Source organism: Flavobacterium sp. KS-LB2 (assembly GCF_036895565.1).
Lineage (GTDB): Bacteria > Bacteroidota > Bacteroidia > Flavobacteriales > Flavobacteriaceae > Flavobacterium.
In genome coordinates this window covers 978,069-1,003,408 of sequence record NZ_CP145904.1, presented here as the reverse complement: position 1 = coordinate 1,003,408, position 25,340 = coordinate 978,069, and the positions used below count along the sequence as shown (strand labels likewise).

Sequence of the window (25,340 nt, the reverse complement as noted above, 5' to 3'; positions counted from 1 at the left end):
CTAAAATATATTTTAAATAACTGATTGAATAATATATGAAAAACATAGTAATTATAGGTGGTAGTAAAGGAATTGGTAGTGCTATTCTGTTGCAACAACTAGAAAAAAATATGGTGTACAACATTAGCCGAAATGCGCCAGACATCACACATCCCAACCTTAAACATTTTTCAGTAGATGTACTGCAGGATTCACTTCCTGACATTGAAACAGTAGATACCCTAATATATTGTCCGGGTTCTATCAATTTGAAACCAATAGGGAGTTTAAGCATCGATGATTTCAGAAATGATTTTGAAATTAATGTCATTGGCGCAGTAAAGGCCATACAAAAATATTTACCTGTTTTAAAAAAAGGAACTAATCCATCGATTGTTTTGTTTAGCACGGTAGCCGCAAAATTAGGAATGCCGTTTCATGCTAGTATCGCTACTGCAAAAGCTGGAATCGAAGGATTAGTAAAATCGCTGGGAGCAGAACTGGCTTCGGTAGTACGCATCAATGCCATTGCTCCCACGATTACCGAAACGTCACTTTCAGCAGGTATTTTGAGAAATGACCGCATGAAAGAAAACATGGTAGAGCGTCACCCGATGAAAGGGTATTTAAAACCCGAAGAAGTGGCGAATATGGCCAACTTCTTGATTTCGGAAAATGCAAAATCTATTTCAGGTCAAATATTTGAAATGGATTACGGAATCGTGACTTTTAAAATTTAAAAATAAAATTAGCAAACTTAAAATAGTAATACAGCATACCATGATAAAAGAAATGAAAAGTTACGAAAAAATTGAACAATACGATACCGAAATTACAGAAGCATTAGCGGATAATTATAGAGTAATAATTGATAATTTAGGCGAAGATGTAACTCGTGAAGGTTTAGAAAAAACACCAGAGCGTGTGGCCAAAGCGATGCAATACTTAACACATGGTTACGGATTAGATCCTCTGGAAATCCTAAAATCAGCCATGTTTACCGAAGACCATCAGCAAATGATTGTGGTAAAAGACATCGAAGTGTACTCGATGTGCGAACACCACATGTTACCGTTTTTTGGAAAAGCACACGTGGCTTATATTCCAAATGGTAAAATTGTAGGTTTAAGTAAAATCCCAAGAGTTGTGGATGCTTTTGCACGAAGAATGCAAGTACAAGAACGATTGACAGACCAGATTAAAAATTGTATTCAGGATGCGTTGAATCCACTTGGAGTTGCTGTTGTGATTGAAGCCCAACACATGTGCATGCAAATGCGAGGCATTCAAAAACAGAATTCAGTTACCACGACTTCTTCTTTTACAGGAGCTTTCGAGAAAGACAAAACAAGAAAAGAATTTATCAGCTTAGTTTCCAATAAATTAAGTTAATTCTATCTTCAGATAAAAATTACAAATCAACCCTAAATTCACAGAAGGAAATTACAAAATTTAACTATTGCGTAATTTCCTTTCTTTGTTAACCTAATTCACACAGCCATGAAAATTCTCTTAACAGGTGCAACGGGTTATATTGGAAAGCGATTATTACCCTTATTGGTAGCCCAAGGTCACGATGTAATTTGCTGTGTGAGGGATAAGAATAGGTTCTATTGCCCCGTTGAGTTTCAACAAAAAGTAACTGTAATCGAAGTTGATTTTTTAGACGAAGAATCCTTATCTGCAATTCCCGAAACCATTGATGCAGCCTATTACTTAATTCATTCTATGTCGGGCTCAGCGAATAATTATGATGAATTAGAAAGCATCTCAGCACTAAATTTTGTGCAACTAATGAATGAAACTAAAGTTAAACAAGTCATTTACTTGAGTGGGATTGTCAATGACACATCACTCTCCAAACATTTATCCTCACGAAAAAAAGTAGAAGATATATTAAATATTGGAACCTTCGCTACAACTACATTAAGAGCTGGCATTATAGTAGGTTCTGGTAGCGCCTCGTTCGAAATTATTCGAGATTTAGTCAATAAACTTCCTATAATGATTACCCCAAAATGGCTCAATACCAAGTGCCAACCGATTGCCATTCCTGATGTACTTGAGTTTTTATCAAAATCATTACTAAATCCAGTAACCTTCAATCAGAGTTTTGATATTGGAGGACCTGATATTTTAACGTATAAAGAAATGCTTTTGGGTTTTGCCAAGGCCAAAAATCTAAAACGATGGATTTTTACCATACCAGTAATGACACCTAAACTATCTTCCTATTGGCTGTATTTTGTAACCTCAACATCCTATAGACTCGCGTCAGCACTTGTGAGCAGTATGAAAGTAGAAGTGGTTTGTAGTGACAACCGCATCAATGCATTATTAAATGTTACGCCTATGACCTACAAACAAGCGCTTTCCCGTGCTTTGATAAAAGTAGACGAAGACAAAGTAGCTTCGAGTTGGAAAGATTCCTTAATCAGCGGGCGTTTTAGCAGCAATTTGTCGGAGTATTTAAAAGTTCCAAAAAAGGATTGCTTTATTGACAGAAGAAAAATGGAAATTATTGACCGTGACTATACTATAAATAAGATCTGGTCGATTGGCGGTGATTCGGGTTGGTATTATGGTGATTGGCTGTGGAGTTTACGTGGGTTTATAGACAAATTATACGGTGGTGTAGGTTCTAGAAGAGGACGAACCAATAGACACGACATTCATTCTGGAGATGCACTCGACTTTTGGCGCGTTTTGTATGCCAATAAAGAGGAAGGAAAATTAATCTTGTTTGCCGAAATGAAATTGCCGGGTGAAGCCTGGCTCGAATTCAAAATAATCAACAATACCTTGTATCAATCAGCTACGTTTAGACCCAGAGGAATTTGGGGGAAATTATATTGGTATTCTGTTTTGCCGTTTCACGGCTTTATTTTTAATGGAATGCTGAACAAATTGATTAAATAATATTTTTAAACATATAAGTCATATAAGTTCAAAAAAATCAAAGTAGATACTTCTTTTTAAAACATATAAGTAATATCAATTCCAAAAAATTACAAGTATCTTATTATAAAAACTCACATGACTTATATGTTAAACAAATTACTTCAGGATTCCAGCTTTGTACGTAGCAATCGCTCTATCTCTAGCCATTGCATGCTCTACCATAGGTTTTCCATATCCTAAATCGAATTCCTTAATCCATTTGCGGATGTAGACTCCTTTTTCGTCAAACTTTTTCTGTTGAATCTCCGGATTGAATACACGAAAATACGGTGCCGCATCACAACCGGTTCCTGCGGCCCATTGCCAATTCCCAACATTAGCTGACATTTCATAATCCAACAATTTCTCAGCAAAATAGGCTTCGCCCCACTGCCACTCGATTAATAAATGCTTGCATAAAAAACTAGCGACCACCATGCGCACTCTGTTGTGCATGTAGCCTGTTTCATTAAGTTGGCGCATTCCAGCATCAACCATAGGATAACCAGTGGTTCCGGTACACCAACGCTTGAAATCCTCCTCATTATTGCGCCACTGAATCCCATCATAAGCCGATTTGAAGTTTCGGTTAACAACTTTTGGAAAACTGAAAAGGATTTGCATGAAGAATTCTCTCCAAATCAATTCGCTCAAAAAGACATCATTTTTATGAAACGCCCAATTTACTAATTTCCGCACGCTTACAGTTCCAAAACGCAAATGTGGTGACAAATAGGAGGTTTTGTCCATTGCTGGAAAATCGCGTATATCGTGATAATTTGAAATAAATTTTAAGTTGTGTGGCTTTACTTTTATAGGACTTTCTTCGAATCCTATTTGCTCTAATGTAGGAAAATCAAAATTGCTCTTATAAAAGTTAGCAAAAAGATCCGTGGCATCATATTCAAGAACAGGAGCCATTGACTTGTATTTTTCCAACCACTTATTTTTAAAAGATGTATACACCGTGTACGGTAAACCATCGGCTTTTGTAATTTCCTTTTCTTCGAAAATGACTTGGTCTTTAAAAGAATAAGCAATGGTTTTATTGGTTTCTAAAAGTTCACAAATAGTTGTATCACGCGCAATTGCATACGGTTCATAATCTTTATTGAAGAACACTTCTTTGACCTCAAACTCTTGAATAAGTTCTTGCCAAACACCAAGAGTCTTTCCTTTTTTTACTAAAAGTGAACTCCCAATTTCTTGTAATTGTGTAGTTATTTTAGCAAGCGATTCATGAATAAAACCTACCCTAGCATCGTTTTTTGGCAACTTATCCAAAATGGAATCGTCAAAAATAAACAACGGAATGACTGGATATTTAGATTGTAAGGCATGGAATAATCCAATATTATCTTCTAAACGTAAATCGCGTCTAAACCAGAAAAGTGTTATTTCTTGCTTGCTCATTATTTTCTATTAAACATTTCGTCCACTTTAGTCACGCGGTACTCAAAAATGGATTTCAACTTATTCTTTACTACTAATGCATTCATGATTCGTCCTAAAAAACCAAGCGGTAAACCGTAGTGTACCACATCTGTCATTTTAGTTCCAGCAGGTGTTGCTTCAAAGAAATGCTTGTGGTGCCAAAAACTATAAGGACCAAATTTTTGTTCATCTATGAAATAACTATTTTCCTTCACACAAGTAATCAGGGTCATCCACGATAAGCTAATCCCAAAGAGTGGCGTTACTTTGTATTGAATAATTTGGCCCGGATACATTAATTTTTGGTCAAAATCAGTGATTTGAAAACCCATTCCTTCCGGTGTGATTTTTTGAAGATTTCTTGGATTGGAGAAAAAAGCCCAACATTCTTCGACAGTTGCATTTACATGTTGAACGGTTTCTTGTTTGTATATTTTCATGATTGGTATTTTAAGATAATAGTGTCGTTTGAACGGGCTCGCGTGAGGGACAGCAGTGGAGCTCTTTTTTTGACTATCCTGACACGGTGGTCAAAAAAAAGCGGGAACGGATTGCCCGACCCCGCTGTAACGCTAGTGAAAGCGGGGACACGCCCCAATTAAACTTATATTTTATAGTATTTGAAGGGCACAAATAACATTCCGAAACACTCACCGTGCTCTTTACCCAAATGTTTGTGATGTACTTTGTGTGCTTTACGCAAGCCTACTAAATACTTGTTGTTTGTGTTTTTGAACCACTTGAAACGCTGATGAATTAAAACGTCATGAATTAAAAAATAACACAAGCCATAGAACATAATACCCAAGCCAATGAAAAACTTGTAATTCAAACCACCTTCGACTCCGTAATAAAACAGCGCAATACTAGGCGCAGCAAAAATCACAAAAAAGATGTCGTTGCGTTCGAAAATATTGGCATATTTAGGCTGGTGATGATCCGCATGAAAGTACCACATGGAACCGTGCATCACATATTTATGGGTACACCAAGTGACACATTCCATCATTAAAAAAGTACCTAGAAAAATCAAAAAAAATATCATTTTATTCTGTATTTAAGTATAACAATTTTTAAAAAAGTAAGCGATAATTTAAACCAACTTCAATTTATACGTCACAAAAGACTGTGCTAAAAGACCTGCTTTAGTATAATTAGAAACTCGAATTCTTGCATTTCCAATTTCATCACAAGGAGTATTTTCTAATTTTTTAAGCAGTTTTTTGTAGTACACAAAGGCAGTGTAGACACCAAATTTAGCTTCGATAGGCAGTTTCACAATTCCTTCATAAGCTACTCTAAAGTCTTCTTCGATTTCATTAATGATGGCAGTTTTAGCTTTTTCATCGAAGGAATTCAAGTCGACACCTGGGAAATAATTACGGTTCAGGACTAGATTATCATCCTTTAAATCTCTTAAAAAATTGACTTTCTGAAAAGCGGAACCCAATCGCATAGCTTCGTCTTTGAGTTGATTGTATTTTTCAATATCACCCGCCACAAAAACCTTAAGACACATCAATCCTACTACATCAGCAGAGCCATAGATGTAATCATCATATTCAGCCTTGCTGTGGTAATCTGATTTGATAAGATCCAATTTCATACTTCGTAAGAAAGCTTGAATTAAATCATCGGAAATGTTGTATTGCTTTACCGTTTGTTGAAAAGAATTCAAAATGGGGTTTAGACTGATTCCGCGGTCTATTGCTTTGTAATACTCGTCTTCAAACTCCGTGATTAAACTTTCCTTGTCAAAACCATGAAATGAATCTACAATTTCATCGGCAAAACGAACAAATCCATATATACTATAAATACCATCTCTAATACTTGGCGACAACATGTAAACCGCCAATGAGAAAGAAGTGCTATAGTTTTTTGTAACTAACCTGCTACATTTAAAAGATACATCATCAAATAATTGCTTCATACTATTGCTCTGAAAATTGCTTATTAATTAATTCTGACACTAATTTCCCAGAAATTAATGCCGGTGGAACGCCTGGTCCCGGAACGGTCAATTGACCTGTGAAATATAAATTCTTTACTTTTTTACTTTTCAATTTAGGTCTCAAAAACGCGGTTTGCAATAGTGTATTTGCCATTCCGTATGCATTTCCTTTGTAGGAGTTGTACTCTGACACAAAATCATTCTTGCAAAAAGATTTTTTAAATATAATATTATTTTTGACACTTTGCTGTGTTAAAGCTTCAAAGCGATCGATAATTTTATCAAAATATTCTTCTCGTAAAGCCTCTGTATCATTGATTCCTGGTGCCAAAGGCACTAAGAAAAATCCAGATTCCATTCCTTCTGGAGCAGCAGTTTTGTCTGTAACAGAAGGAAAATTAGCATAAAACAATGGTTCTTGTGGCCATTGTGGTTCGTCATAAATATCCTTGGCATGCTGATAAAAATCAACATCAAAAAACAAGGCATGATGCGAGATATTCTCTATTTTTTTGTTGAAACCAACATAAAACAATAAGGACGACGGTGCAAAAACACGGCTATCCCAATATTTCTCTGAGTACGCACGATACTCTTGATCCAACAGCGTTTCGGTATGGTGGTAATCTGCGCCGCTCAAAATCAAATCAGAAGCAATCGTCTCACCATTGACTAATAACCCTTTGGCTGTTTTATTGTTAACAATTATTTTCTCAATAGTGGCATTCGTTTCAAATTTCACACCCAATTCTCTGGCTAGACTTTCCATTGCACGAACCACGTCGAACATTCCTGTTTTAGGATGCCAAGTTCCAAGACCAAAATCGGCGTAATTCATAAAACTATAAAACGAGGGAGTGTCTGAAGGTTTCGCTCCTAAGAACAAAACTGGAAATTCGAGAATTTGGATTAATCGTTCGTTTTTGAATTTCTTGCGTACATCTTTACTAATGTTACTAAAAAACTGGCCTACTTTTTTGGCTGTTTCAACGGTTATCAACTCTAAAGGAGAAACTCCTGGACGGTACACTAAATCTTTGATGGCGATGTCATAATTGCTTTTGGCTTCAGCCATGAAATCATTTAGTATTTTGCCACTTCCTTTTTCGATTTCCTCAAAAGCAAAGATAATATCCGTCAGATTGTCTGCGATAGTAATAAAATCATCGATGCCATAATACACACGGTATGCTGGTGATAGCTTTATTAGCTCATAGTAATCGGTTGTTTTTTTTCCAAAATCAGCAAAAAAACGATCAAACACATCGGGCATCCAATACCAACTTGGTCCCATATCAAACGTAAAACCTTCTATCTTTAATTGTCGTGCTCTTCCGCCAATTGTTGCGTTTTTTTCATAAACAGTAACATCATGACCACTTTGCGCTAAATAACAAGAAGCCGCAAGCGAAGAGAACCCAGAACCTATAATTGTAATTTTTTTTATTTCTTTCATTTGTTTAGCAAATATACAAAAAGTTTAAACAAAAAATCAAATTCTATCTACTAATTCCGATATGGAATTAAAAATTGATATTTTGTCCGAGAGCCCTTCTCTGTTAATAAACTCAACCAAACGTCCCGTATACCATAACTCTGTAGTATCATCTAATAATTCTTCGGCCATTTTCTGAACGTAGTCATTTAGTATATCTTTTTCAGGCTGTACCGTTAAATACGAAACAAAAACAATCGAGTCAAAATGCTTTTTTAAATCCTTCAAATTACTAATAGGCATACTTTCACCTAAATAGATGGTTTTATAGCCCATTAATAAGATTTCGTAATTTAAATACATCAAACCTAATTCATGAATTTCATTCATTGGCAATGAAAGCACAAAAATTTTATCTTTTTTAGTTTGCTTTAAAACTTGAAGTTTCTCCGTATTGATGAGCAGTTTTTGTTTGATTAAATAGGTGATAAAATGTTCGTGAGCAGGCGTAATGGTATCGGATTGCCACAACAAACCAAGCTCATTCATCAAAGGAATGAATACTTGATGAAATATTTCCTTGAATGATTTTTCAGCTATCAACCAATTGTAGGTATTGAAAAATAACTCTTGGTCAAAATTCATCATAGCCATCTTAAATTCACTGATTGCATGACTTTTAGCCGTTTTGTTCGAAATTATTTCTCGTACAAGAGACGGAATTTTATCTTGAGGATACGTCGCTATTTTCGAAATTTTATAGCCGTAGTCATGTAGCAAAGTAATGTTTAATAGTTTTTGCAAACTAGCTAAATCGTACAATCGGATATTAGTATCTGTACGCATCGGTTGAAGGATATCGTATCGTTTTTCCCAGATTCGTATTGTATGCGCTTTGATGCCTGAAAGATTTTCAAGATCCTTTATACTAAACACACTTTTTACATTGTTCATCGTTTCTCTAAATTTAATAAACAAATGTAAAATAAATTTTATTATAAATTTGAAATAATTTGAAAACTATTGTATTATTCTAAAGTAACACGATTAAAAGCATTTAATTTATCTAAATCAAGGATTGTTTTCGAATTATCAGCGTTTCTAGTGTACATAGGTTCAAATTTTGCACCGTAAACAACCTCATCAAAAGTATAGGAGCTCCGAATGGCTACGGTATTACTAAACATATCATCAAAGGTTTTGATATAAACTATAATTTCTCCATGAATAGTATCAAAGTCCTCTTTGGTTAAATTATACAGCGGACTATTTTCAGTTATGGGATGTACCAAAGTCCAACTTAGGGTTAATGCATTTATTCGTTCCAATTCTAAATCTAAAACATAAAATTTATTGGTTTTCCTTCCATCTTCTTCTACACTCATACCCAGCGTCATATTGGCTTCAGCATCGGTAAAATTTGTATTTTTAAAAGGGCTAATTCTAATCATTAAACCCTTTATATCTCCATAAGGAGCAATCAGTGCATTGTGTGAAAATTTCAAAAAAGCGGTTGGCTTACTAAAGCGACCAAAGAACAAACCTGTAGCAATTGCAAAGCTCAACAATCCTATCAAAGCCTCAGCTGCAGCTAATAAACTAGTTAAAAAACCAGATGGACTTATGTGGCCATATCCTACCGTTGTAAATGTTTGTGCACTAAAAAAATAGGCTTGACCAAATTGAACCCAATTTGAACCAGAAGAATCAATTCCATTGAGATTTTCGATTCCAATGGCATAGTACAGTAGCGCAAACAAAAAATTCATACCCACATAAAACAATAGCAGAATCGACATGAATTTCCATCTTGGCAAATCAATCATGGTATGGTACCAACTAATGCGATGTAGCAAGTGCATGCCTCGTTTCTCTACATTCGCTTTTCCGTTTTTATTCACAAAACGTCCACCGTAGTTATTGGCATTTACCCCAAAACCAGTATTTGAATCTGACTTTGCTTTTGAATTTATTTTCTTCATTATTGTTATTCAGTTGTTCCGAAGTAAAAATAGCAAAAAAATCCTTTATCCCTCAGATGTGATGTTGCACATCCTATGAATTCTTGCTAAAGTACCGCTTGATTTCCCAGCGCTCTGTGCACTTTAATAATACCCCGCTTTTATTTTGCTATCAGCGTTCCTTCACCAGCACTTTATGATTGTCTAATTGATAATTTTGACACTAAAACAACAAAAAAACAATATTAATAGACTGAAAATCAGTACATTTATATGTAATTTCATTTTTTTTAATCAAACCTTTAAAAGATGTATAACGAGCTATTAAAAGATAGAATTGAGGCGGGATTATTGCTTTCGGAAAAACTTAAAAAATACCAGGATAGCAATTCTATAGTACTTGCGGTTCCTCGAGGTGGAGTACCAGTAGGATATGTAATTGCTAAAAGTTTACATCTTCCTTTAGACATTGTTCTTTCCAAAAAAATAGGACATCCTAACAATTCAGAATTTGCAATTGGTGCCGTCTCATCTGATGCTGTGATTCTTGATGCGCATCCAAATATCCCTAAAAAGTACATCGACGATGAAATTATGCGGTTGCAAAAATTAATGCAACACCAATATCAACGGTACATGGGCGAAAGAAAACCGCTAGATGTAAAAGGAAAAAATATAATTTTAGTAGACGATGGCATTGCTACAGGAAACACGTTGCTTGCCAGTATCCAAATGCTCCGAAAAAAAAATCCTGCAAAAATAATTGTGGCCACACCAGTAATCCCTTTTGATAACATGGCTGTATTTGAAAGAAACACCGATGAATTTATCTATCTCATAGCGCCTAAATACTTTAGAGGTGTCGGCGCGTTTTATGAAGAATTCAATCAAGTGGAAGATGAGGAAGTACAACAATTGTTGCGCCTTCCCGTGCGTAATGAATAATGCAATTTAAGATACCGTTTCCTATTTAAAATTTGAAATAATGGAAAAATTAGATCTAACTATCCCACTATCAACTGTCACCTTACAAGGTGAATTGATACTCCCTAAAAATCCTCGAGGAATCGTTATTTTCTCTCACGGAAGTGGCAGTAGCAGATTCAGTCCCCGAAACAGAATGGTGGCCGAGTTGATTCAAAAACAAAACATTGGCACATTACTTTTTGACTTACTCACTAGCGAAGAAGATGATCTGTATGAAAACCGATTTAATATTGATTTATTAAGTGATCGACTGATTGAAACTACCCAATGGGTGCTTGATCATAAAAGCACTACTGGTTTAGCAATAGGGTATTTTGGAGCCAGTACAGGAGCCGCATCGGCGTTGCGGGCTGCCGCTTATTTCAAAACAAAAATTAAAGCCGTAGTTTCCCGCGGAGGTCGCCCAGACTTAGCCATTAGCGTATTACCACAAGTAACTGCTCCAACGCTGTTACTAGTTGGAGGACTTGATGTTCCCGTAATTGGAATGAATAAAATGGCCTTTGATGCATTAGCATCAGTAAAGGAGATTAAAATAATTCCAGGAGCCACCCATCTTTTTGAAGAACCCGGAACATTACTTGAAGTAGCTGAAGCAGCAATAGCCTGGTACAAAAGGTATTTAACAACAAAAGACGCGGAATAATTGACTCACCACTTATAAAAAAAGCAAACCATCCTAACACACGACTATCATGTTAACCGTAAATTCATATATCACTTTTAATGGAAATTGCGAATAAGCATTTCTATTTTATAAATCCGTTTTTGGTGGTTCATTTTCTTATTTTGGAAGATTCAAGGAAATGCCAATGCCTGATGGTAAATCCCGTCCTCCAGCAGATGTAGAAAAAATAATGCATGTTTCCCTGCCCATCAGTAATGAAACAGCTCTAATGGGAAGTGATAGTTTTGAATCCTTTGGGGCAAAAACCATTTACGGAAATAATTTTTCACTTTCCATCAATGCCGAAAGTAGAGCCGAAGCTGATGCAATATACCTTGCTCTTTCAGCTGGCGGAAAAGTTATAATGCCTATGGAAGATGCTTTTTGGGGTGGCTATTTTGGAACATTTATTGATAAATTTGGTATAAACTGGATGGTTAATTTTGAAAAAAATGAGGAAGAATAACTAATTAAAACCCTAAAACGACATTGTTTTTAAGTGACTGACAGAACATTTACTTGGGCAGTAAATCTAACATTTAGATGCCTAATTTTATATATTTGGCCTAGGAAACACAATATTCAAAACACCCTATAAAAAATGATTTCAGTCCAGTTAATCCATACAACAAATCCATATTACCAACTAGAAAGGCAATTAAGAAACCAAATTTTACTGAGACCCATTGGTATTGCTGACCATGCTTGGGAAATGCACGATGAAAAAGCATGGCATTTTGTAGCTATCGAAAATGATACCGTTATTGGATGCGTAGTTTTGGTTCCATTAGACGAGGAACAAACCAAAACGCAATTAATGCAAATGGCCGTAGAAACCAATCAGCAGGGAAAAGGAATCGGTAAACTATTAGTGATTCAATTGCTGTCGTTTTGTAAATCCCATAAGATAAATGAAGTAGTTTGCCACGCCAGAGCTACTGCCGTACCTTTTTATTTGAACTTAGGCTTTAAAATTTATGACACGCCTTTTATGGAAGTAGGCATGCAACACTACCACATGAGAATCATATTAAAAAATTAGATTGTTTTTAAATCCAACCAATAAAAATGCGTCCTTCATGAACTTTTTTCACGGATACTAATTCAAGTTTATATACTATACAATACATCTTAGGTCTGGCGTAGCATTAGTTCTTTTCAAATAAGCAAGATACTTTCAGCTGTTGATTTCATTTATGTTCCTAGTTTTATTTCCAATATGCACTTTGCTAAAAGAGAAAAGCGTTGCTTTTTTTCTTAAATTAGTAGCATCAAAAAAAATATTATGAAAAAAATAACCAAAGAAGACATCAGCCAAGAAGTATTTGACTTATACGATGATTACGCCCACAATAAAATTGACCGCCGCGCCTTTGTAGAAAAACTATCTTTATTTGCTGTAGGAACGCTTACTTTGCCTTCCCTGTTGAGTTTTATGACGCCTAATTATATCGATTCTATTTTGATTCAGCCCGATGATCCAAGGTTAAAATCAGAATTCATCACTTATGATTCTCCCAAAGGTGGCGGAACAATCAAAGGACTCTTATCCCAACCCATTGGAAGCAAAAAGAAATTACCTGGAATCATAGTGGTACATGAAAACCGCGGACTGAATCCGTATATCGAAGATGTAGGCCGAAGAGCTGCTGTGGAAGGATTCATCACTTTGGCACCCGATGCATTATCGCCACTGGGCGGTTATCCCGGAAATGATGATGCAGGGCGCGAATTGCAAAAAAAACGAACCCGAGAGGAAATGCTCGAAGACTTTATTGCAGCCTACAACTACCTTAAAGCACACAAAGATTGCAACGGACACATAGGCGTAGTAGGATTTTGCTTTGGAGGTTGGATTGCGAATATGATGGCGGTAAAAATCCCAACTTTGGGCGCTGCCGTTCCGTATTATGGAGGCCAACCCACAGCTGCCGAAGCCGAACTTATAAAAACCCCTATCCTAGCCCAATATGCCAGCCTAGATACTCGTGTAAACGAAGGTTGGCCTGCTTATGAAGCCATCCTTAAAAAGAACAAGGTACAACATATCGCTTATTTTTATGAAGGAGTAAATCATGGTTTTCATAACAACACCACGCCGCGTTATGATGAAAAAGCAGCTACTTTATCCTGGACAAGAACCATAGATTTTTTTAAAAAGGAACTCAAAAAGAAGTAAAATCATACGGTTTGATGAAAAAGTGGAAATGTAGCGTTTCCACTTTTTTTATATTAAATTTCCTAATTTATGGTTTTTCGTATTTTAATGAGGGTTGGATTTTGTAATATTGGAACTTAATAAAAAGTGAAATATGCTAGACGAAGAACCTATTAAAGTAACCTGCGCCATCATTTTTTTTGACCAAAAAATTCTAGTTACACAAAGAAGTGAAAAAATGAAACTACCATTGAAATGGGAATTTCCCGGAGGTAAATTAGAAAAAAAAGAAAGTGAAATTGATTCTATAAAAAGAGAAATAGTTGAAGAAATAAATATTGAAATTGAAATTATTAAAAAACTTTCAGATAGTATTTATGACTACGGAATTTTTCAAATCAAGTTGATTCCTTTTTTAGCAAATTTTGTTTCAGGTGAGATAAAACTTGCTGAACATAAAAAATTTAAGTTATTAAATGTATGGGAACTTAAAGATTTAGATTGGGCCGAAGCAGATAAACCAATTGTTGAAGAATTATTAAAATTAGAATTATGAATCAAGGTTTGTATGAAGAATTAGTAACTAAACTTATAAGTATTAAGTTAAGTGAATTAGATAAAAACACTTTTCAAGTAAAAACTACTTCAATTGATAAAGCAGAAGCTGCACAATTATTATCCGCACATATTGGAAAAACAATTCAACATGCTTTTACCTTGATTAAAGGCGAAAATATTTTGGAAAACCAAATTGAAATTGCCAATAAAATCATTTTATTTTTAAAAGATGAATTAAGAAAGGAAGAGTTTAAAGATGACTTAATTGAAACTGAGGGTAAAATATTAAAAGCAGTTTTTACCAAAGTTGATGCTCATTTCACAAATTTAGATTTACATCTTAAAGAAATAACGCCTTACACTAGATTGATTCATAGTGAACTTTTTACAGGAGGAAATTCAGGAACAACTCTCGAAAGTGAGCTGAGAAAGGAAATTTTGTCATCTGATAAAATCGATTTATTAGTTTCGTTCATAAAATGGAAGGGAATTAGAATATTAGAAAAAGAACTTAGAGAGTTTACTAACAGAGGCGGAAAGCTCAGAGTTATAACAACAACTTATATTGGTGCGACAGATGCAAAAGCTGTTGAACTTTTATCTTCATTAGAAAACACAGAAGTTAAAATTTCGTATAATACCGGAAATGAAAGATTGCATGCAAAAGCTTATTTATTTGAGAGAAACACAGGTTTTCATACTGGTTATATTGGTTCGTCTAATTTTTCTCGTTCCGCTTTAACAGATGGTTTAGAATGGAATTTAAAAATCACTACAAAGGAAGTTAGTCACATAATTGATAAATTCAGAAAAACATTTGAAGCATATTGGCAAAATTCAGAATTTGAATTATTTGACAAAAATAAAGATGCGGAAAAATTAGTTAAAGCATTAAAAGATGGTAGATTCTCCAAAGAATACGCTCCAAATATTAATTTCTTTGATATAAAACCATTTCATTATCAACAAGAAATACTTGAAAAATTAGAAGTTGAAAGAACAATTCATAATAGATTTAAGAATTTGTTAGTTGCTGCAACTGGAACTGGAAAAACAGTCATTTCTGCATTTGATTATAAAAGTTTCAAGACAAATAACAAATCGAAAAGACTACTATTTGTAGCACATCGAAAAGAAATATTACAACAAGCTAAAGCTACTTTTCAGGGCGTACTAAAAGATAATAATTTTGGCGAATTATGGGTAGATGGATTGGAACCAACAAGCAATGAATATGTTTTTGCATCAGTTCAAACCTTAAATAATAGACTAAAAAACATAAATCTTTCAGCAGAATATTATGATTTTATAATCGTTGATGAAGTTCATCATATCTCTGCATCTACTTATAGACCAATATTAAATTATTTTAAACCAAAGGTATTGTTGGGATTAACAGCTACTCCTGAGAGAATGGATGGAGAAAATATATTAGATGATTTTTGTGGTCGAATAGCAGCCGAAATAAGACTTCCGGAAGCTTTAAATAAAAAATTATTATCACCGTTTCAATATTTTGGAATTACTGATAGTATTGATTTAACGAATGTAAAATGGGAAAAAGGAAAGTATGTCGCTAGCGAATTGACAAGTTTGTATACCAAAAATAATATTCGAGTTGGAGAAATTATTAAAGGACTTGAGAAATATTTGAATGACATAAACGATGTTCGTACAATAGGATTTTGCGCTACAGTAGAACATGCAATTTTCATGACTGAAAAATTTAATCTAGCAGGCCTAAAAGCTGAAGTATTAACCAGTAAAAATTCAAGTGAAAGAGAAAAAATAAGAGAACAATTTAAAAAGAAAGAATTCAATTATTTATTTGTCGTAGATATTTTTAATGAAGGTGTTGACATTCCTGAAATAGATACCGTTTTGTTTCTTCGTCCAACTGAAAGTTTAACTGTTTTTCTACAACAATTAGGTCGTGGATTGCGTCTAGCAGAAGGTAAAGATTGTTTGACTGTTTTAGATTTTGTTGGTAATTCAAGACCTGAATATGATTTTGAAAATAAATTTAGAGCATTAATAGGAAAAACAACAACTTCAGTATTAAAAGAAATTGAAGATGATTTTCCGCACTTACCTTTAGGTTGTTCAATAGTATTAGAGAAAAAAACTAAAGAAACAGTTTTAGAAAATATAAAAAGAGCAACAACTCTGAATATAAATCAGTTGATTACTAAAATTACTAATTATCAACATCAAACCAATCTACCATTAACAATTCAGAATTTTATTGAATTATACAATATTAAATTAGAGGCTATTTATAAAAAAGATAGTTGGTCAAGGCTTTGTGAAAGAGCAGGAGTTATTGATAATTTCGATAATTTGAATGAAAAGCAAATTCTTTCTGCGATAAGTAAAAAATGGCTGTCATCAAGTTCAACTACTTATTTTAATTTTATTCTTAAACTCGCAAAAAAAGAATTTAAAATTGAAGTAAATGATTATGGCGAAAGTGAAAAAATTATGCTGTTGATGTTGCATTATGATGTATGGCAAAATGCGGGAGGTTATACATCTTTAGAGGAAAGTATAAATCAAATTGGAAAAAATAAAGTTTTAGTAAAAGAAATTATAGAAGTTTTAGAGATTTTAATTGACAGAATTGACTTCAAAGAAATAGATATTGATTTACCATATAAACAACCATTAAAAGTTCATGCTCGATATACCAGAGATCAAATAGCAGTAGCATTTGGCAAAACTACTTTTGATAAAAAATATATGAGTCTTGAAGGTATTTTAGATGTTAAAGAATTAAATACGGAACTTCTTTTCATTAATTTAATTAAATCGGAAGAAAATTTTTCTCCTACCACAATGTATGATGATTATGCAATAAGTGAAACTTTATTTCATTGGCAGAGTCAGAATTCATCAAGACCAGATTCAGGTAAAGGCTTATCATATGTCAAACATTTAGAAAATGAGAAAAAGATTTTACTTTTTATAAGAGAAAAAGCAAATGATGAAAATGGTAACACAATGGGTTATGTATTTATCGGCGAAGGAAATTTCAAAGAAACTGAGGGTTCAAAACCAATGAATATTAAATGGGAATTAAATGAACCAATGCCCAATTATCTATGGAAAGAATCAGCTAAAATGTCTGTGGGTTAAAAGCATCTCTACAACAAAACACTACAAAACTAAAAAAGCCCCAAACGGGGCTTTTTCATTATCACTACTTCAAGTAATTACTTACTCAAATACATTTTTCTTCTGGAGTACAATTCGTAGAACTGATCGTCTTTTAGGTCATCAATAAACAAGATGCTTTCTCCAGTTGATTTCATTTCTGGTCCTAATGCTTTGTTCACATTGTGAAACTTACTAAAAGAGAATACCGGTTGCTTGATGGCAAATCCTTTTAGCTGTGGGTTAAAGGTAAAATCAGTTACTTTATTGTGTCCTAACATCACTTTTGTAGCATAGTTCACATACGGTTCTCCGTAGGCTTTTGCAATAAACGGTACGGTACGAGACGCTCTAGGATTGGCCTCGATGATGTACACGATATCATCTTTTATCGCAAACTGTATGTTGATTAAACCAACCGTTTTAAGTGCCAAAGCAATTTTATGAGTGTGGTCTTTTATTTGTTGCATGACAAACTCGCCTAAGTTAAACGGTGGCAAAGTGGCATTACTATCACCAGAATGCACGCCACAAGGCTCTATGTGCTCCATAATTCCTATGATGTACACATTTTCACCATCGCAAATCGCATCGGCTTCGGCTTCAATGGCACCATCTAAATAATGATCTAAAAGCAATTTGTTCCCTGGAATGGTTTTCAATAAATTGATCACGTGCTCCTCTAGTTCTTGCTTGTTGATTACAATTTTCATTCCCTGACCACCCAACACATACGAAGGACGAATCAATAACGGGAAGTCTAACGTATCAGCTAGTGCTGAAGCTTCGTCAGCCGTTTCAGCAATTCCAAATTGTGGAAAAGGAATATTCAATTCCGTTAATAAATCAGAGAAACGCCCTCTGTCTTCGGCTAAATCCAAAGCATCAAAGCTAGTTCCTATAATCTTCACACCGTATTTAGAAAGCTTCTCTGCCAATTTCAAGGCCGTTTGTCCTCCTAATTGTACGATTACGCCTTCTGGTTTTTCGTGTTGGATAATATCGTAAATATGCTCCCAGAAAACTGGTTCAAAATACAATTTATCGGCTGTATCAAAATCAGTTGAAACCGTTTCTGGATTACAGTTAATCATGATGGTTTCGTAGCCACACTCTTTGGCGGCAAGCACACCATGCACGCAGGAATAATCAAATTCGATTCCTTGTCCAATTCTATTTGGGCCTGACCCAAGAACAATTATTTTCTTTTTATCGGTAACTACGCTTTCGTTATCTACATAACGCGTCCCGTCTGCTTTCTCGATTTCAGCTTCAAAAGTCGAATAGTAATACGGCGTTTTGGCTTTGAATTCGGCTGCACACGTATCTACTAATTTGAATACACGATTGATATTCATTTCTGTGCGCAATGAATGTACTTGACTTTCCAAGCAACCCATCATGTGCGCGATTTGTCTGTCGGCAAAACCTTTTTGTTTGGCTTCCAGCAACAATTCTCTTGGTAAAGATTCTACTTTATAGGTAGCAATTTGTTTTTCTAAGGTATACAGTTCCTCGTATTGTTTTAAGAACCACATGTCAATTTTAGTAATTTCATGAATGCGGCTCAACGGAATTCCCATCGCAATAGCATCATAAATCACAAAAACACGATCCCAACTCGCAAAAGTCAGTTTCTCTATAATTTGCTCGTAGTTTGTATATCCTTTTCCGTCAGCTCCTAGCCCATTCCTTTTAATTTCTAGAGATTGAGTGGCTTTGTGTAAGGCTTCTTGAAACGAACGACCAATTCCCATTACTTCCCCTACGGATTTCATTTGAAGTCCTAATGTTCTGTCAGCACCTTCGAATTTATCAAAGTTCCAACGCGGAATTTTTACAATCACATAATCCAAAGTCGGTTCAAAAAGTGCCGAAGTCGATTTGGTGATTTGATTTTGCAATTCATCTAAATTGTATCCCAAAGCTAGTTTAGAAGCAATTTTTGCAATAGGATAACCCGTTGCTTTTGATGCTAATGCCGAAGAGCGCGACACACGAGGATTGATTTCAATAGCAACAATATCTTCTTTATCATCTGGCGATACGGCAAACTGCACGTTACAACCTCCCGCAAAATTACCAATACTGCGCATCATCAAAATAGCGTAATCACGCATTTTTTGGAATGTAGTATCTGATAAGGTCATGGCTGGTGCCACGGTAATCGAATCTCCAGTATGAATTCCCATAGGATCCATATTTTCGATTGAACAGATAATAACAACATTGTCGTTCTTATCTCGCAACAATTCCAATTCGTATTCTTTCCAACCCATCAAGGCTTTGTCAATCAACACCTCATGAATCGGTGATGCTTCTAAACCTCTGGTTAAAAGTTCATCAAAATCTTCTTTTTTATAGACAATTGCCGCTCCAGTTCCACCTAAAGTAAACGAAGGACGAATCACTAATGGAAACCCAAATTCTTGTGCAATTTCTTTCCCGCGAAGGTAAGATGTACATATTTCAGCAGGTGCCGAGGGTACATTTATTTTTTTAAGCAATTGTTTGAACTGCTCTCTGTCTTCGGTAATGTTAATGGCATTTACATCAACACCAATCATTTTCACTCCAAAATCAGCCCAAATTCCTTTTTCATCGGCTTCCAGACACAAGTTCAAAGCTGTTTGTCCTCCCATTGTAGGCAAAACAGCATCGATTTGAGGATGTGCTTTAAGAATTTCAATAATTGATTTGGTTGTTAACGGTTTCAAATAGATATGATCGGCCATGGATGGGTCGGTCATAATTGTTGCCGGATTGGAATTGATCAAAATAACTTCAATTCCTTCTTCACGAATAGAGCGAGCTGATTGCGATCCCGCATAATCAAATTCGCACGCTTGACCAATAACAATAGGACCTGAGCCTATTATTAAAACTGATTTTATAGATGTATCTTTTGGCATTGTATGATGTATTGTGTTGTGTAGTTGTTGTTTTGAAACGATTAAAGGTATTGAACTCAAACCTTTTACATGTAAATCTTAACCTTTTTTTACCGACTAGGTATAAAAAAAGGCGATACTAAAAAAAGTAACGCCTTATTTATGTTTATACAAACATTATTTTTTGTGTCTTGGTTCGCTAGAAACAGTCAATTTATGTCTTCCTTTAGCTCTTCTACGCGCAAGAACTTTTCTTCCATTTGCAGAAGCCATTCTGTCCATAAATCCGTGCTTATTTCTTCTTTTTCTTTTCGATGGTTGAAACGTTCTTTTGCTCATTGCTTTGTATCTTTAAAATCTTAATTTATATGTCTTCCTATTTTTGAATAACTGTTATTCTAAAACCGAGTGCAAATATACAAAGACTTTTTTTTCTCACAAGCAGTTTTGTAAAAATATTTTCAATTCATTTTACTATATTTGTGATCTTAAAATAATCACACTATGTTTCACAGAAATATTAAACTTATTATCGCCGGACTAATTATCATTACTGGCATTTGGCAATTCACAGAAAGCAATATTGGCAATGGAATTTTCCTTATAATATTGAGTGCAATTCCTATTTTCCTTTACTTTAAAAATGAATTCATCTTATTAGCTTTCTTAAAACTAAGAAAACAAGATTTTGAAGGAGCCAAAAAATGGTTGGCTCATATCAAAAACCCAGAAACGGCTTTGGTACAGAAACAACAAGGATACTTTAATTACCTACACGGAATCATGCTTTCGCAAACGAATATCAATCAAGCAGAGAAATATTTCAAAAAAGCAATTGAACTTGGATTGTCTATGGACATGGATTTGGCTGTAGCCAAATTAAACCTAGCGGGGGTTGCCATGACACGCCGTCGTAAACTAGAAGCGACTACCCTATTGAACGAGGCTAAAAAATTAGACAAACAAAATATGCTGAAAGATCAAATTGTTATGATGAAAGAGCAAATGAAAAAAATATAATTTTTTTAATTATCAAAAGAGTCAAGTGTGTAACGCATTTGACTCTTTTTTTTGCTCATGACTTTTCTTAAATGCATTATATGATTCAAAAAAAATATTAATATCCTTTCAAGGGAATTTCAATTTGGTACTTTTTACCGGTATCATTCAACAATTGTGTTTCTCTAAGCCAAGGGTTATGAATCTTTAAAATCTTATAATTGATTCCTTGATCTTTTGCAAAACTGGCTAAATCCGTAATGGAGCTGTCAATTTCAATTTTTCGTGTTGGTAAAGCTCTGTATAAATCCTCAGGTGCAATGTTAAAACCATATTTCACGGGATTCTTCATGATTTCTTTCAACGCCAAAATTCTAAAAACATACCGAGAGGTTTCTTCGGTAAGCAATAAATCATAATAGTTAGTCACTTTTTGAATATCAATTTGTCTGTTAACACCCGTCATTCCTCCGTTGTACGAGGCTGCAGCTAAGGTCCAACTTCCAAATTTTCCTTTGGCACTCAAAAAATAACTACAAGCTGCCCGAGTTGATTTTTCTAAATCATAACGCTGATCCACATTTTCATTGACTTCCATGCCACGTTCTTTAGCTGTTTCCGGCATAAATTGCCAAATTCCTCTTGCTCCTGCTGGTGACACAACATTCACCAAACCACTTTCTATAACGGCCAAATATTTAAAATCATCTGGGATTCCGTTTTGTTTTAAAATAGGCTCAATTATAGGAAAAGCTCGATTGGCTCTCTTGATAGCCAAAATTGTAGATGCATGCAGATTTACATTTACCAGTAATTCTCTGTCCAAACGTTCTTTGACATCTGCTATTTTCAAAGGCGTTTCTTCCCCTGCAAAATCTAATTGTACTGGAAATTGGCTTGCGCTATCCTTGCTTGCTTCTTTTTCAGTTTGTGGATTTTTTACAGCGAAAATAAACACACTACTCGCAAAAATCACGGTAATAATTATGGCTACTTTATTTATCAATTTCATCTTTTCTTTTTTATGCCTTTCATATTGTTATAAAAGTGCGTTTACTTCTTTTCTGTTCCCAAAATAATGGACGGCAAATTTTCATTCAACCACTTGTATTTATTCAAAATCATAATGTGTGTCCCTCCTTTTACAACGACACAGTTCTTGATATATTTTATAGGAAATACATCGTCCATGTCGCCATGAATGTGAATTACACTTTCGTCAATAACTGTTCTTTCCCATAAAATTACTTGTTCCACAGCCCAATTTAAATACCGAATATCACGAACGGAAAGAAACTTTTCATACAATTTCAGTCTTTGATTTACTTTTTCTCCAAAGGAGAATTTAGCCAAACTTTCAATATTGGCAAATAATCGCATTGGAATCAGTTTATACGCCTTCGTAGTTTCAGCAATCTTCAATCTTCGAGGAAATTCTGCATTAGAACGCACACTGGAGATAATAATTACTTTTCGAACCGCTATGTGTTTTGCCATTTCCTGAACCAAAATACCTCCAAATGAAACCCCTATCAAAACGGGGTTTTCGTGTGTAATTTTTTCAGTAATTCGCTTGGCGTAATTCGATAAAGACTCGTTATCCTGCGGAATTTCCCATTCTAATGGATGCATTTCAAAAATTGCTTTTGGAAGTGCAATTCGCTCAAAAATCAAAGCACTAGCTGCCAATCCCGGCATTAAATAAACTGGTATTTTACTCATAATTGTTTTAACGATTTTATAACAACATTCCGCTTTTTTATGGCGAATTTTGTATAAAATTAATTTTTTTATTTAAACCCTATCCACTTTTCACTTTATATTATCAATAATTTATGACGACACAATTATTTCAATCAAACACAAGAGGCAAGGCCGATTTTGGTTGGCTTAAAGCCAATTTTTCTTTTTCATTTGGGAATTATTTCAATCCAGAACGAGTACAGTTTGGTATGCTACGAGTTTTAAATGACGACACTATTGCCGGCGGAACAGGTTTTGGTACGCACGGTCATGCCAATATGGAAATCATCACGATTCCACTCGAAGGTGGATTGATGCATAAAGACAGCATGGGAAATGAAGGCGTTATTGGTTTTGGAGAAGTACAAGTGATGAGCGCTGGCTCTGGTGTAGAACATTCTGAAATGAATGCCAGCCAAAAAGACGAGGCAAAAACACTACAGTTATGGGTTTTTCCCGATACGGAAGAAGTAACTCCAAGATACGACCAGAAATCATTTGATATTGAAAATCAAATCAATACCTTTGTAAATATCGTTTCACCAAAAGATCAAAATGATGGAAATGCACTTTGGGTTTACCAGAAAACCTTTTTTCATTTAGGCATTTTCGACAGCAATACTAGCACTCAATATGCCGTAAAAATTCCTAAAAATGGTGTTTATTTATTTTTGATAGAAGGCGAAATAGAAGTGAACAATCAAACTTTGAAGGCAAGAGATGCCATGGGAATAACTGATTTTGATCAATTCGAAATTAAAATCAACACCCAATCAAAAATATTATTGGTAGAAGTGCCAATGCATTAGAGACAATTAGTATGAATATGGAAATCAAAGACAATACTTTTTCAAGACAATTTGAAACCGAAACGAAACAAGGTTTGGTTACCGTTGAATATTCGTTTCAGGAGAAAAAAATATTTTTAACAAAAATCAATACCCCAGAATCGTTCGCAGACGAAGACTTTATTGCTGATTTTCTAAAAAACATCATGGAAATTGCGATTGAACGAAAATTAAAAGTAGTTCCTATTCTTCCTAAAATTGTAGTTTTTTTCAAAAAAAATCCTATTTATAAAGAATTACTTCCCCCAGGAATCCGATTGTAAATAAAGGCAGTGTACATTTATGACACTGCCTTTTATTAAACAAAATCCAAAACCTGAATTAATTTCTATCCCTACCACGAGAAGGGTTATTGGTCCTTGCAGGCGCCGTTTTTTCTATAGGATTTCTTGATGGTACAGAACGAGCGTTTTCGTTTTGTTGCCTGTTCGTAGGCGTATTAGATCTAGCCGGACGGGCTTCTTGTTGATTTCTTTGTATTGGCTGGCGCTTTATTGGTGCTTTAGGTGCAACAGGTCGTGCTGACGAGGGAGCTCGTTGTCTAATTTCTTCTGCATTTTGACGTCTTGTTGGCCTCATAGGCTGAACTGAACGAGAAGTTTGAGAATTTCCTGAACGGCTTTCCCTTATTTGTTCTCGGCTTCTAGGAAGAACCGTTCCTTGAGGTTTAGCAAAACTTCTTCCTTGATAGGTATTGCTATACACATTATCGGCTCTGTTTCTTCTTACTAACGGAGAACTGCTCCTTCTCGAATAATAATAGGAATGCGTACGCGGATATCTTATATATCCCACTCTTCTATAAAAATCATTTCTATAATAATGACGATGATTATCCCAATAATTATAATAATAAATAGGAGTCCAAGCACGCCAATAAGACGGATAATACCCCCAACGCCAAGGAGATATATAAACTACAAATGACGGAGAAAACAAATTGATTATTATTGGCCAATTATTTACATATAAAACACCGTTCCAATACTCATTGTTGTACACTTTATCATAACCAAAATAGCCAGGATTTGGAGTATCTCCATCACTTGACGACGGCTCTAGAATATAATCTTCACCGTACAACTCTTCATCCCCTATAATTTGAATAACAACCTTTCCAAATCTATTTTTATTAACTTCTATAACAGCTACATCCTGATCTTCAATTCTGTTTATTGCCACTTTAAGCACAATTGAATATGAATCTCCTTCCCTATAACTTGCTATCCTAATGTAATCAATGTAGCCATCATTATTCAAATCAAGATTATTAACATTGGTATCTTTATCATTAATTGCTCTTTCAAATTCTTCTAAAGTTTTTGATTTTTGAAAAATATCCAATATTGCATAAAGATTAAGGTTATCACCAGGCATACCCAAAGCTACAAGTCTATTTTCTGTTTGAGAATAAAGAGACTCAATAAACAGTGTTGCAGCAAAAAACATAAAGAATAAAATTAGTTTTTTCATGACTAAAAATTTTATACATTAAAATTTAATTACCATACAAGTTACAAAAAAACTAAACTAAACAACTAATAATGAGTATTTTAAATTTTAAAAAAACACAAGGTCACTTAAAAAAAACTATCCAATATCACTTCAAAATACGCATCAAGAATCAACATAA

The 25,340-nt window shown here is 34.6% G+C and carries 25 protein-coding genes; 13 read left to right on the top strand and 12 right to left on the bottom strand.

What is annotated here, in order from left to right:
• Positions 1–35: 35 nt before the first annotated feature.
• From V5J73_RS04200 to V5J73_RS04190, 3 genes are all read left to right on the top strand, one after another.
• Entirely contained in the window at positions 36–719 is a 684-nt protein-coding gene (locus V5J73_RS04200; protein ID WP_338647837.1) for an SDR family NAD(P)-dependent oxidoreductase, read from the top strand.
• 52 nt (positions 720–771) lie between these two features.
• Positions 772–1,371, top strand: a complete 600-nt coding sequence (gene folE, locus V5J73_RS04195; protein ID WP_338647836.1) for a GTP cyclohydrolase I FolE — start codon at positions 772–774, stop codon at positions 1,369–1,371.
• Positions 1,372–1,479: 108 nt separating this feature from the next.
• On the top strand, positions 1,480–2,898 hold the full coding sequence (locus V5J73_RS04190) for an SDR family oxidoreductase (RefSeq protein WP_338647835.1): 1,419 nt from the start codon (positions 1,480–1,482) through the stop codon (positions 2,896–2,898).
• 138 nt (positions 2,899–3,036) lie between these two features.
• On the opposite strand, the gene V5J73_RS04185 is transcribed toward V5J73_RS04190, so the two are convergent.
• The 7 genes from V5J73_RS04185 to V5J73_RS04155 all read right to left on the bottom strand — a co-directional run bounded on the left by V5J73_RS04185 (position 3,037) and on the right by V5J73_RS04155 (position 9,724).
• A complete protein-coding gene (locus tag V5J73_RS04185; RefSeq protein WP_338647833.1) occupies positions 3,037–4,332 on the bottom strand; it encodes a cryptochrome/photolyase family protein in 1,296 nt (431 codons plus the stop codon).
• A complete protein-coding gene (locus V5J73_RS04180; RefSeq protein WP_338647831.1) occupies positions 4,332–4,793 on the bottom strand; it encodes an SRPBCC family protein in 462 nt (153 codons plus the stop codon). The genes V5J73_RS04185 and V5J73_RS04180 overlap by 1 nt, the downstream gene beginning before the upstream one ends.
• Before the next feature lie 164 nt (positions 4,794–4,957).
• On the bottom strand, positions 4,958–5,398 hold the full coding sequence (locus V5J73_RS04175; protein ID WP_338647829.1) for a carotene hydroxylase: 441 nt from the start codon (positions 5,396–5,398) through the stop codon (positions 4,958–4,960).
• A gap of 48 nt (positions 5,399–5,446) precedes the next feature.
• On the bottom strand, positions 5,447–6,286 hold the full coding sequence (locus tag V5J73_RS04170) for a phytoene/squalene synthase family protein (RefSeq protein WP_338647827.1): 840 nt from the start codon (positions 6,284–6,286) through the stop codon (positions 5,447–5,449).
• 1 nt (position 6,287) lies between these two features.
• Positions 6,288–7,763: a phytoene desaturase family protein gene (locus V5J73_RS04165; RefSeq protein ID WP_338647826.1), complete on the bottom strand. Its 1,476-nt coding sequence runs from the start codon at positions 7,761–7,763 to the stop codon at positions 6,288–6,290.
• A gap of 36 nt (positions 7,764–7,799) precedes the next feature.
• Positions 7,800–8,696 carry a MerR family transcriptional regulator gene (locus tag V5J73_RS04160; RefSeq protein WP_338647824.1) on the bottom strand — a complete coding sequence of 299 codons (897 nt, stop codon included), beginning with the start codon at positions 8,694–8,696 and terminating at the stop codon, positions 7,800–7,802.
• 74 nt (positions 8,697–8,770) lie between these two features.
• Positions 8,771–9,724, bottom strand: coding sequence for an ion channel (locus V5J73_RS04155; protein WP_445236412.1), 954 nt, complete (start codon positions 9,722–9,724; stop codon positions 8,771–8,773).
• A gap of 288 nt (positions 9,725–10,012) precedes the next feature.
• Here V5J73_RS04155 and V5J73_RS04150 point away from each other — a divergent pair, with 288 nt between their 5' ends.
• The 7 genes from V5J73_RS04150 to V5J73_RS04120 all read left to right on the top strand — a co-directional run bounded on the left by V5J73_RS04150 (position 10,013) and on the right by V5J73_RS04120 (position 17,208).
• The gene (locus V5J73_RS04150; RefSeq protein ID WP_338647822.1) at positions 10,013–10,648 is read left to right on the top strand and encodes a phosphoribosyltransferase; all 636 of its coding nucleotides are present in this window, start codon (positions 10,013–10,015) and stop codon (positions 10,646–10,648) included.
• Between the two features lie 40 nt (positions 10,649–10,688).
• Positions 10,689–11,336 (top strand): dienelactone hydrolase family protein, encoded by a 648-nt coding sequence (locus V5J73_RS04145; RefSeq protein WP_338647821.1) that lies wholly within the window; start codon positions 10,689–10,691, stop codon positions 11,334–11,336.
• Positions 11,337–11,502: 166 nt separating this feature from the next.
• Positions 11,503–11,823, top strand: a complete 321-nt coding sequence (locus V5J73_RS04140) for a VOC family protein (protein ID WP_338647820.1) — start codon at positions 11,503–11,505, stop codon at positions 11,821–11,823.
• A gap of 135 nt (positions 11,824–11,958) precedes the next feature.
• Positions 11,959–12,399, top strand: coding sequence for a GNAT family N-acetyltransferase (locus V5J73_RS04135; RefSeq protein WP_338647819.1), 441 nt, complete (start codon positions 11,959–11,961; stop codon positions 12,397–12,399).
• A 243-nt stretch (positions 12,400–12,642) separates the two neighbouring features.
• Positions 12,643–13,536, top strand: a complete 894-nt coding sequence (locus tag V5J73_RS04130; RefSeq protein ID WP_338647817.1) for a dienelactone hydrolase family protein — start codon at positions 12,643–12,645, stop codon at positions 13,534–13,536.
• A 133-nt stretch (positions 13,537–13,669) separates the two neighbouring features.
• On the top strand, positions 13,670–14,071 hold the full coding sequence (locus V5J73_RS04125) for a (deoxy)nucleoside triphosphate pyrophosphohydrolase (RefSeq protein ID WP_338647815.1): 402 nt from the start codon (positions 13,670–13,672) through the stop codon (positions 14,069–14,071).
• Positions 14,068–17,208, top strand: coding sequence for a DEAD/DEAH box helicase (locus V5J73_RS04120; protein ID WP_338647813.1), 3,141 nt, complete (start codon positions 14,068–14,070; stop codon positions 17,206–17,208). Before V5J73_RS04125 ends, V5J73_RS04120 begins: the two co-directional genes overlap by 4 nt.
• 77 nt (positions 17,209–17,285) lie before the next feature.
• On the opposite strand, the gene carB is transcribed toward V5J73_RS04120, so the two are convergent.
• Both carB and rpmH read right to left on the bottom strand, forming a co-directional pair.
• A complete protein-coding gene (carB, locus tag V5J73_RS04115) occupies positions 17,286–20,138 on the bottom strand; it encodes a carbamoyl-phosphate synthase large subunit (RefSeq protein WP_338647812.1) in 2,853 nt (950 codons plus the stop codon).
• 156 nt (positions 20,139–20,294) lie between these two features.
• Positions 20,295–20,456 carry a 50S ribosomal protein L34 gene (gene rpmH / locus V5J73_RS04110; protein ID WP_008464848.1) on the bottom strand — a complete coding sequence of 54 codons (162 nt, stop codon included), beginning with the start codon at positions 20,454–20,456 and terminating at the stop codon, positions 20,295–20,297.
• A gap of 165 nt (positions 20,457–20,621) precedes the next feature.
• On the opposite strand from rpmH, the gene V5J73_RS04105 reads away from it, so the two are divergent.
• Positions 20,622–21,137: a DUF2892 domain-containing protein gene (locus V5J73_RS04105; protein ID WP_338647810.1), complete on the top strand. Its 516-nt coding sequence runs from the start codon at positions 20,622–20,624 to the stop codon at positions 21,135–21,137.
• Positions 21,138–21,234: 97 nt separating this feature from the next.
• On the opposite strand, the gene V5J73_RS04100 is transcribed toward V5J73_RS04105, so the two are convergent.
• Entirely contained in the window at positions 21,235–22,128 is an 894-nt protein-coding gene (locus V5J73_RS04100; protein WP_338647808.1) for a lytic transglycosylase domain-containing protein, read from the bottom strand.
• Positions 22,129–22,169: 41 nt separating this feature from the next.
• Positions 22,170–22,838, bottom strand: a complete 669-nt coding sequence (locus V5J73_RS04095; RefSeq protein WP_338647807.1) for an alpha/beta hydrolase — start codon at positions 22,836–22,838, stop codon at positions 22,170–22,172.
• A gap of 113 nt (positions 22,839–22,951) precedes the next feature.
• On the opposite strand from V5J73_RS04095, the gene V5J73_RS04090 reads away from it, so the two are divergent.
• On the top strand, positions 22,952–23,668 hold the full coding sequence (locus V5J73_RS04090; protein WP_338647806.1) for a pirin family protein: 717 nt from the start codon (positions 22,952–22,954) through the stop codon (positions 23,666–23,668).
• 17 nt (positions 23,669–23,685) lie between these two features.
• A complete protein-coding gene (locus V5J73_RS04085; protein ID WP_338647805.1) occupies positions 23,686–23,970 on the top strand; it encodes a GNAT family N-acetyltransferase in 285 nt (94 codons plus the stop codon).
• 58 nt (positions 23,971–24,028) lie between these two features.
• Here the strand turns inward: V5J73_RS04085 and V5J73_RS04080 are convergent, their stop codons facing one another.
• Complete coding sequence (locus tag V5J73_RS04080; protein WP_338647804.1) at positions 24,029–25,180, bottom strand: hypothetical protein; 1,152 nt, start codon at positions 25,178–25,180, stop codon at positions 24,029–24,031.
• Between the last annotated feature and the right edge of the window lie 160 nt (positions 25,181–25,340).

Coding starts and splice junctions, on each gene's coding strand:
- V5J73_RS04200 (WP_338647837.1), top strand. CDS start 36: ATGAAAAACATAGTAATTATAGGTGGTAGTAAAGGAATTGGTAGTGCT.
- folE (WP_338647836.1), top strand. CDS start 772: ATGAAAAGTTACGAAAAAATTGAACAATACGATACCGAAATTACAGAA.
- V5J73_RS04190 (WP_338647835.1), top strand. CDS start 1,480: ATGAAAATTCTCTTAACAGGTGCAACGGGTTATATTGGAAAGCGATTA.
- V5J73_RS04185 (WP_338647833.1), bottom strand. CDS start 4,332: ATGAGCAAGCAAGAAATAACACTTTTCTGGTTTAGACGCGATTTACGT.
- V5J73_RS04180 (WP_338647831.1), bottom strand. CDS start 4,793: ATGAAAATATACAAACAAGAAACCGTTCAACATGTAAATGCAACTGTC.
- V5J73_RS04175 (WP_338647829.1), bottom strand. CDS start 5,398: ATGATATTTTTTTTGATTTTTCTAGGTACTTTTTTAATGATGGAATGT.
- V5J73_RS04170 (WP_338647827.1), bottom strand. CDS start 6,286: ATGAAGCAATTATTTGATGATGTATCTTTTAAATGTAGCAGGTTAGTT.
- V5J73_RS04165 (WP_338647826.1), bottom strand. CDS start 7,763: ATGAAAGAAATAAAAAAAATTACAATTATAGGTTCTGGGTTCTCTTCG.
- V5J73_RS04160 (WP_338647824.1), bottom strand. CDS start 8,696: ATGAACAATGTAAAAAGTGTGTTTAGTATAAAGGATCTTGAAAATCTT.
- V5J73_RS04155 (WP_445236412.1), bottom strand. CDS start 9,724: ATGAAGAAAATAAATTCAAAAGCAAAGTCAGATTCAAATACTGGTTTT.
- V5J73_RS04150 (WP_338647822.1), top strand. CDS start 10,013: ATGTATAACGAGCTATTAAAAGATAGAATTGAGGCGGGATTATTGCTT.
- V5J73_RS04145 (WP_338647821.1), top strand. CDS start 10,689: ATGGAAAAATTAGATCTAACTATCCCACTATCAACTGTCACCTTACAA.
- V5J73_RS04140 (WP_338647820.1), top strand. CDS start 11,503: ATGCCTGATGGTAAATCCCGTCCTCCAGCAGATGTAGAAAAAATAATG.
- V5J73_RS04135 (WP_338647819.1), top strand. CDS start 11,959: ATGATTTCAGTCCAGTTAATCCATACAACAAATCCATATTACCAACTA.
- V5J73_RS04130 (WP_338647817.1), top strand. CDS start 12,643: ATGAAAAAAATAACCAAAGAAGACATCAGCCAAGAAGTATTTGACTTA.
- V5J73_RS04125 (WP_338647815.1), top strand. CDS start 13,670: ATGCTAGACGAAGAACCTATTAAAGTAACCTGCGCCATCATTTTTTTT.
- V5J73_RS04120 (WP_338647813.1), top strand. CDS start 14,068: ATGAATCAAGGTTTGTATGAAGAATTAGTAACTAAACTTATAAGTATT.
- carB (WP_338647812.1), bottom strand. CDS start 20,138: ATGCCAAAAGATACATCTATAAAATCAGTTTTAATAATAGGCTCAGGT.
- rpmH (WP_008464848.1), bottom strand. CDS start 20,456: ATGAGCAAAAGAACGTTTCAACCATCGAAAAGAAAAAGAAGAAATAAG.
- V5J73_RS04105 (WP_338647810.1), top strand. CDS start 20,622: ATGTTTCACAGAAATATTAAACTTATTATCGCCGGACTAATTATCATT.
- V5J73_RS04100 (WP_338647808.1), bottom strand. CDS start 22,128: ATGAAATTGATAAATAAAGTAGCCATAATTATTACCGTGATTTTTGCG.
- V5J73_RS04095 (WP_338647807.1), bottom strand. CDS start 22,838: ATGAGTAAAATACCAGTTTATTTAATGCCGGGATTGGCAGCTAGTGCT.
- V5J73_RS04090 (WP_338647806.1), top strand. CDS start 22,952: ATGACGACACAATTATTTCAATCAAACACAAGAGGCAAGGCCGATTTT.
- V5J73_RS04085 (WP_338647805.1), top strand. CDS start 23,686: ATGGAAATCAAAGACAATACTTTTTCAAGACAATTTGAAACCGAAACG.
- V5J73_RS04080 (WP_338647804.1), bottom strand. CDS start 25,180: ATGAAAAAACTAATTTTATTCTTTATGTTTTTTGCTGCAACACTGTTT.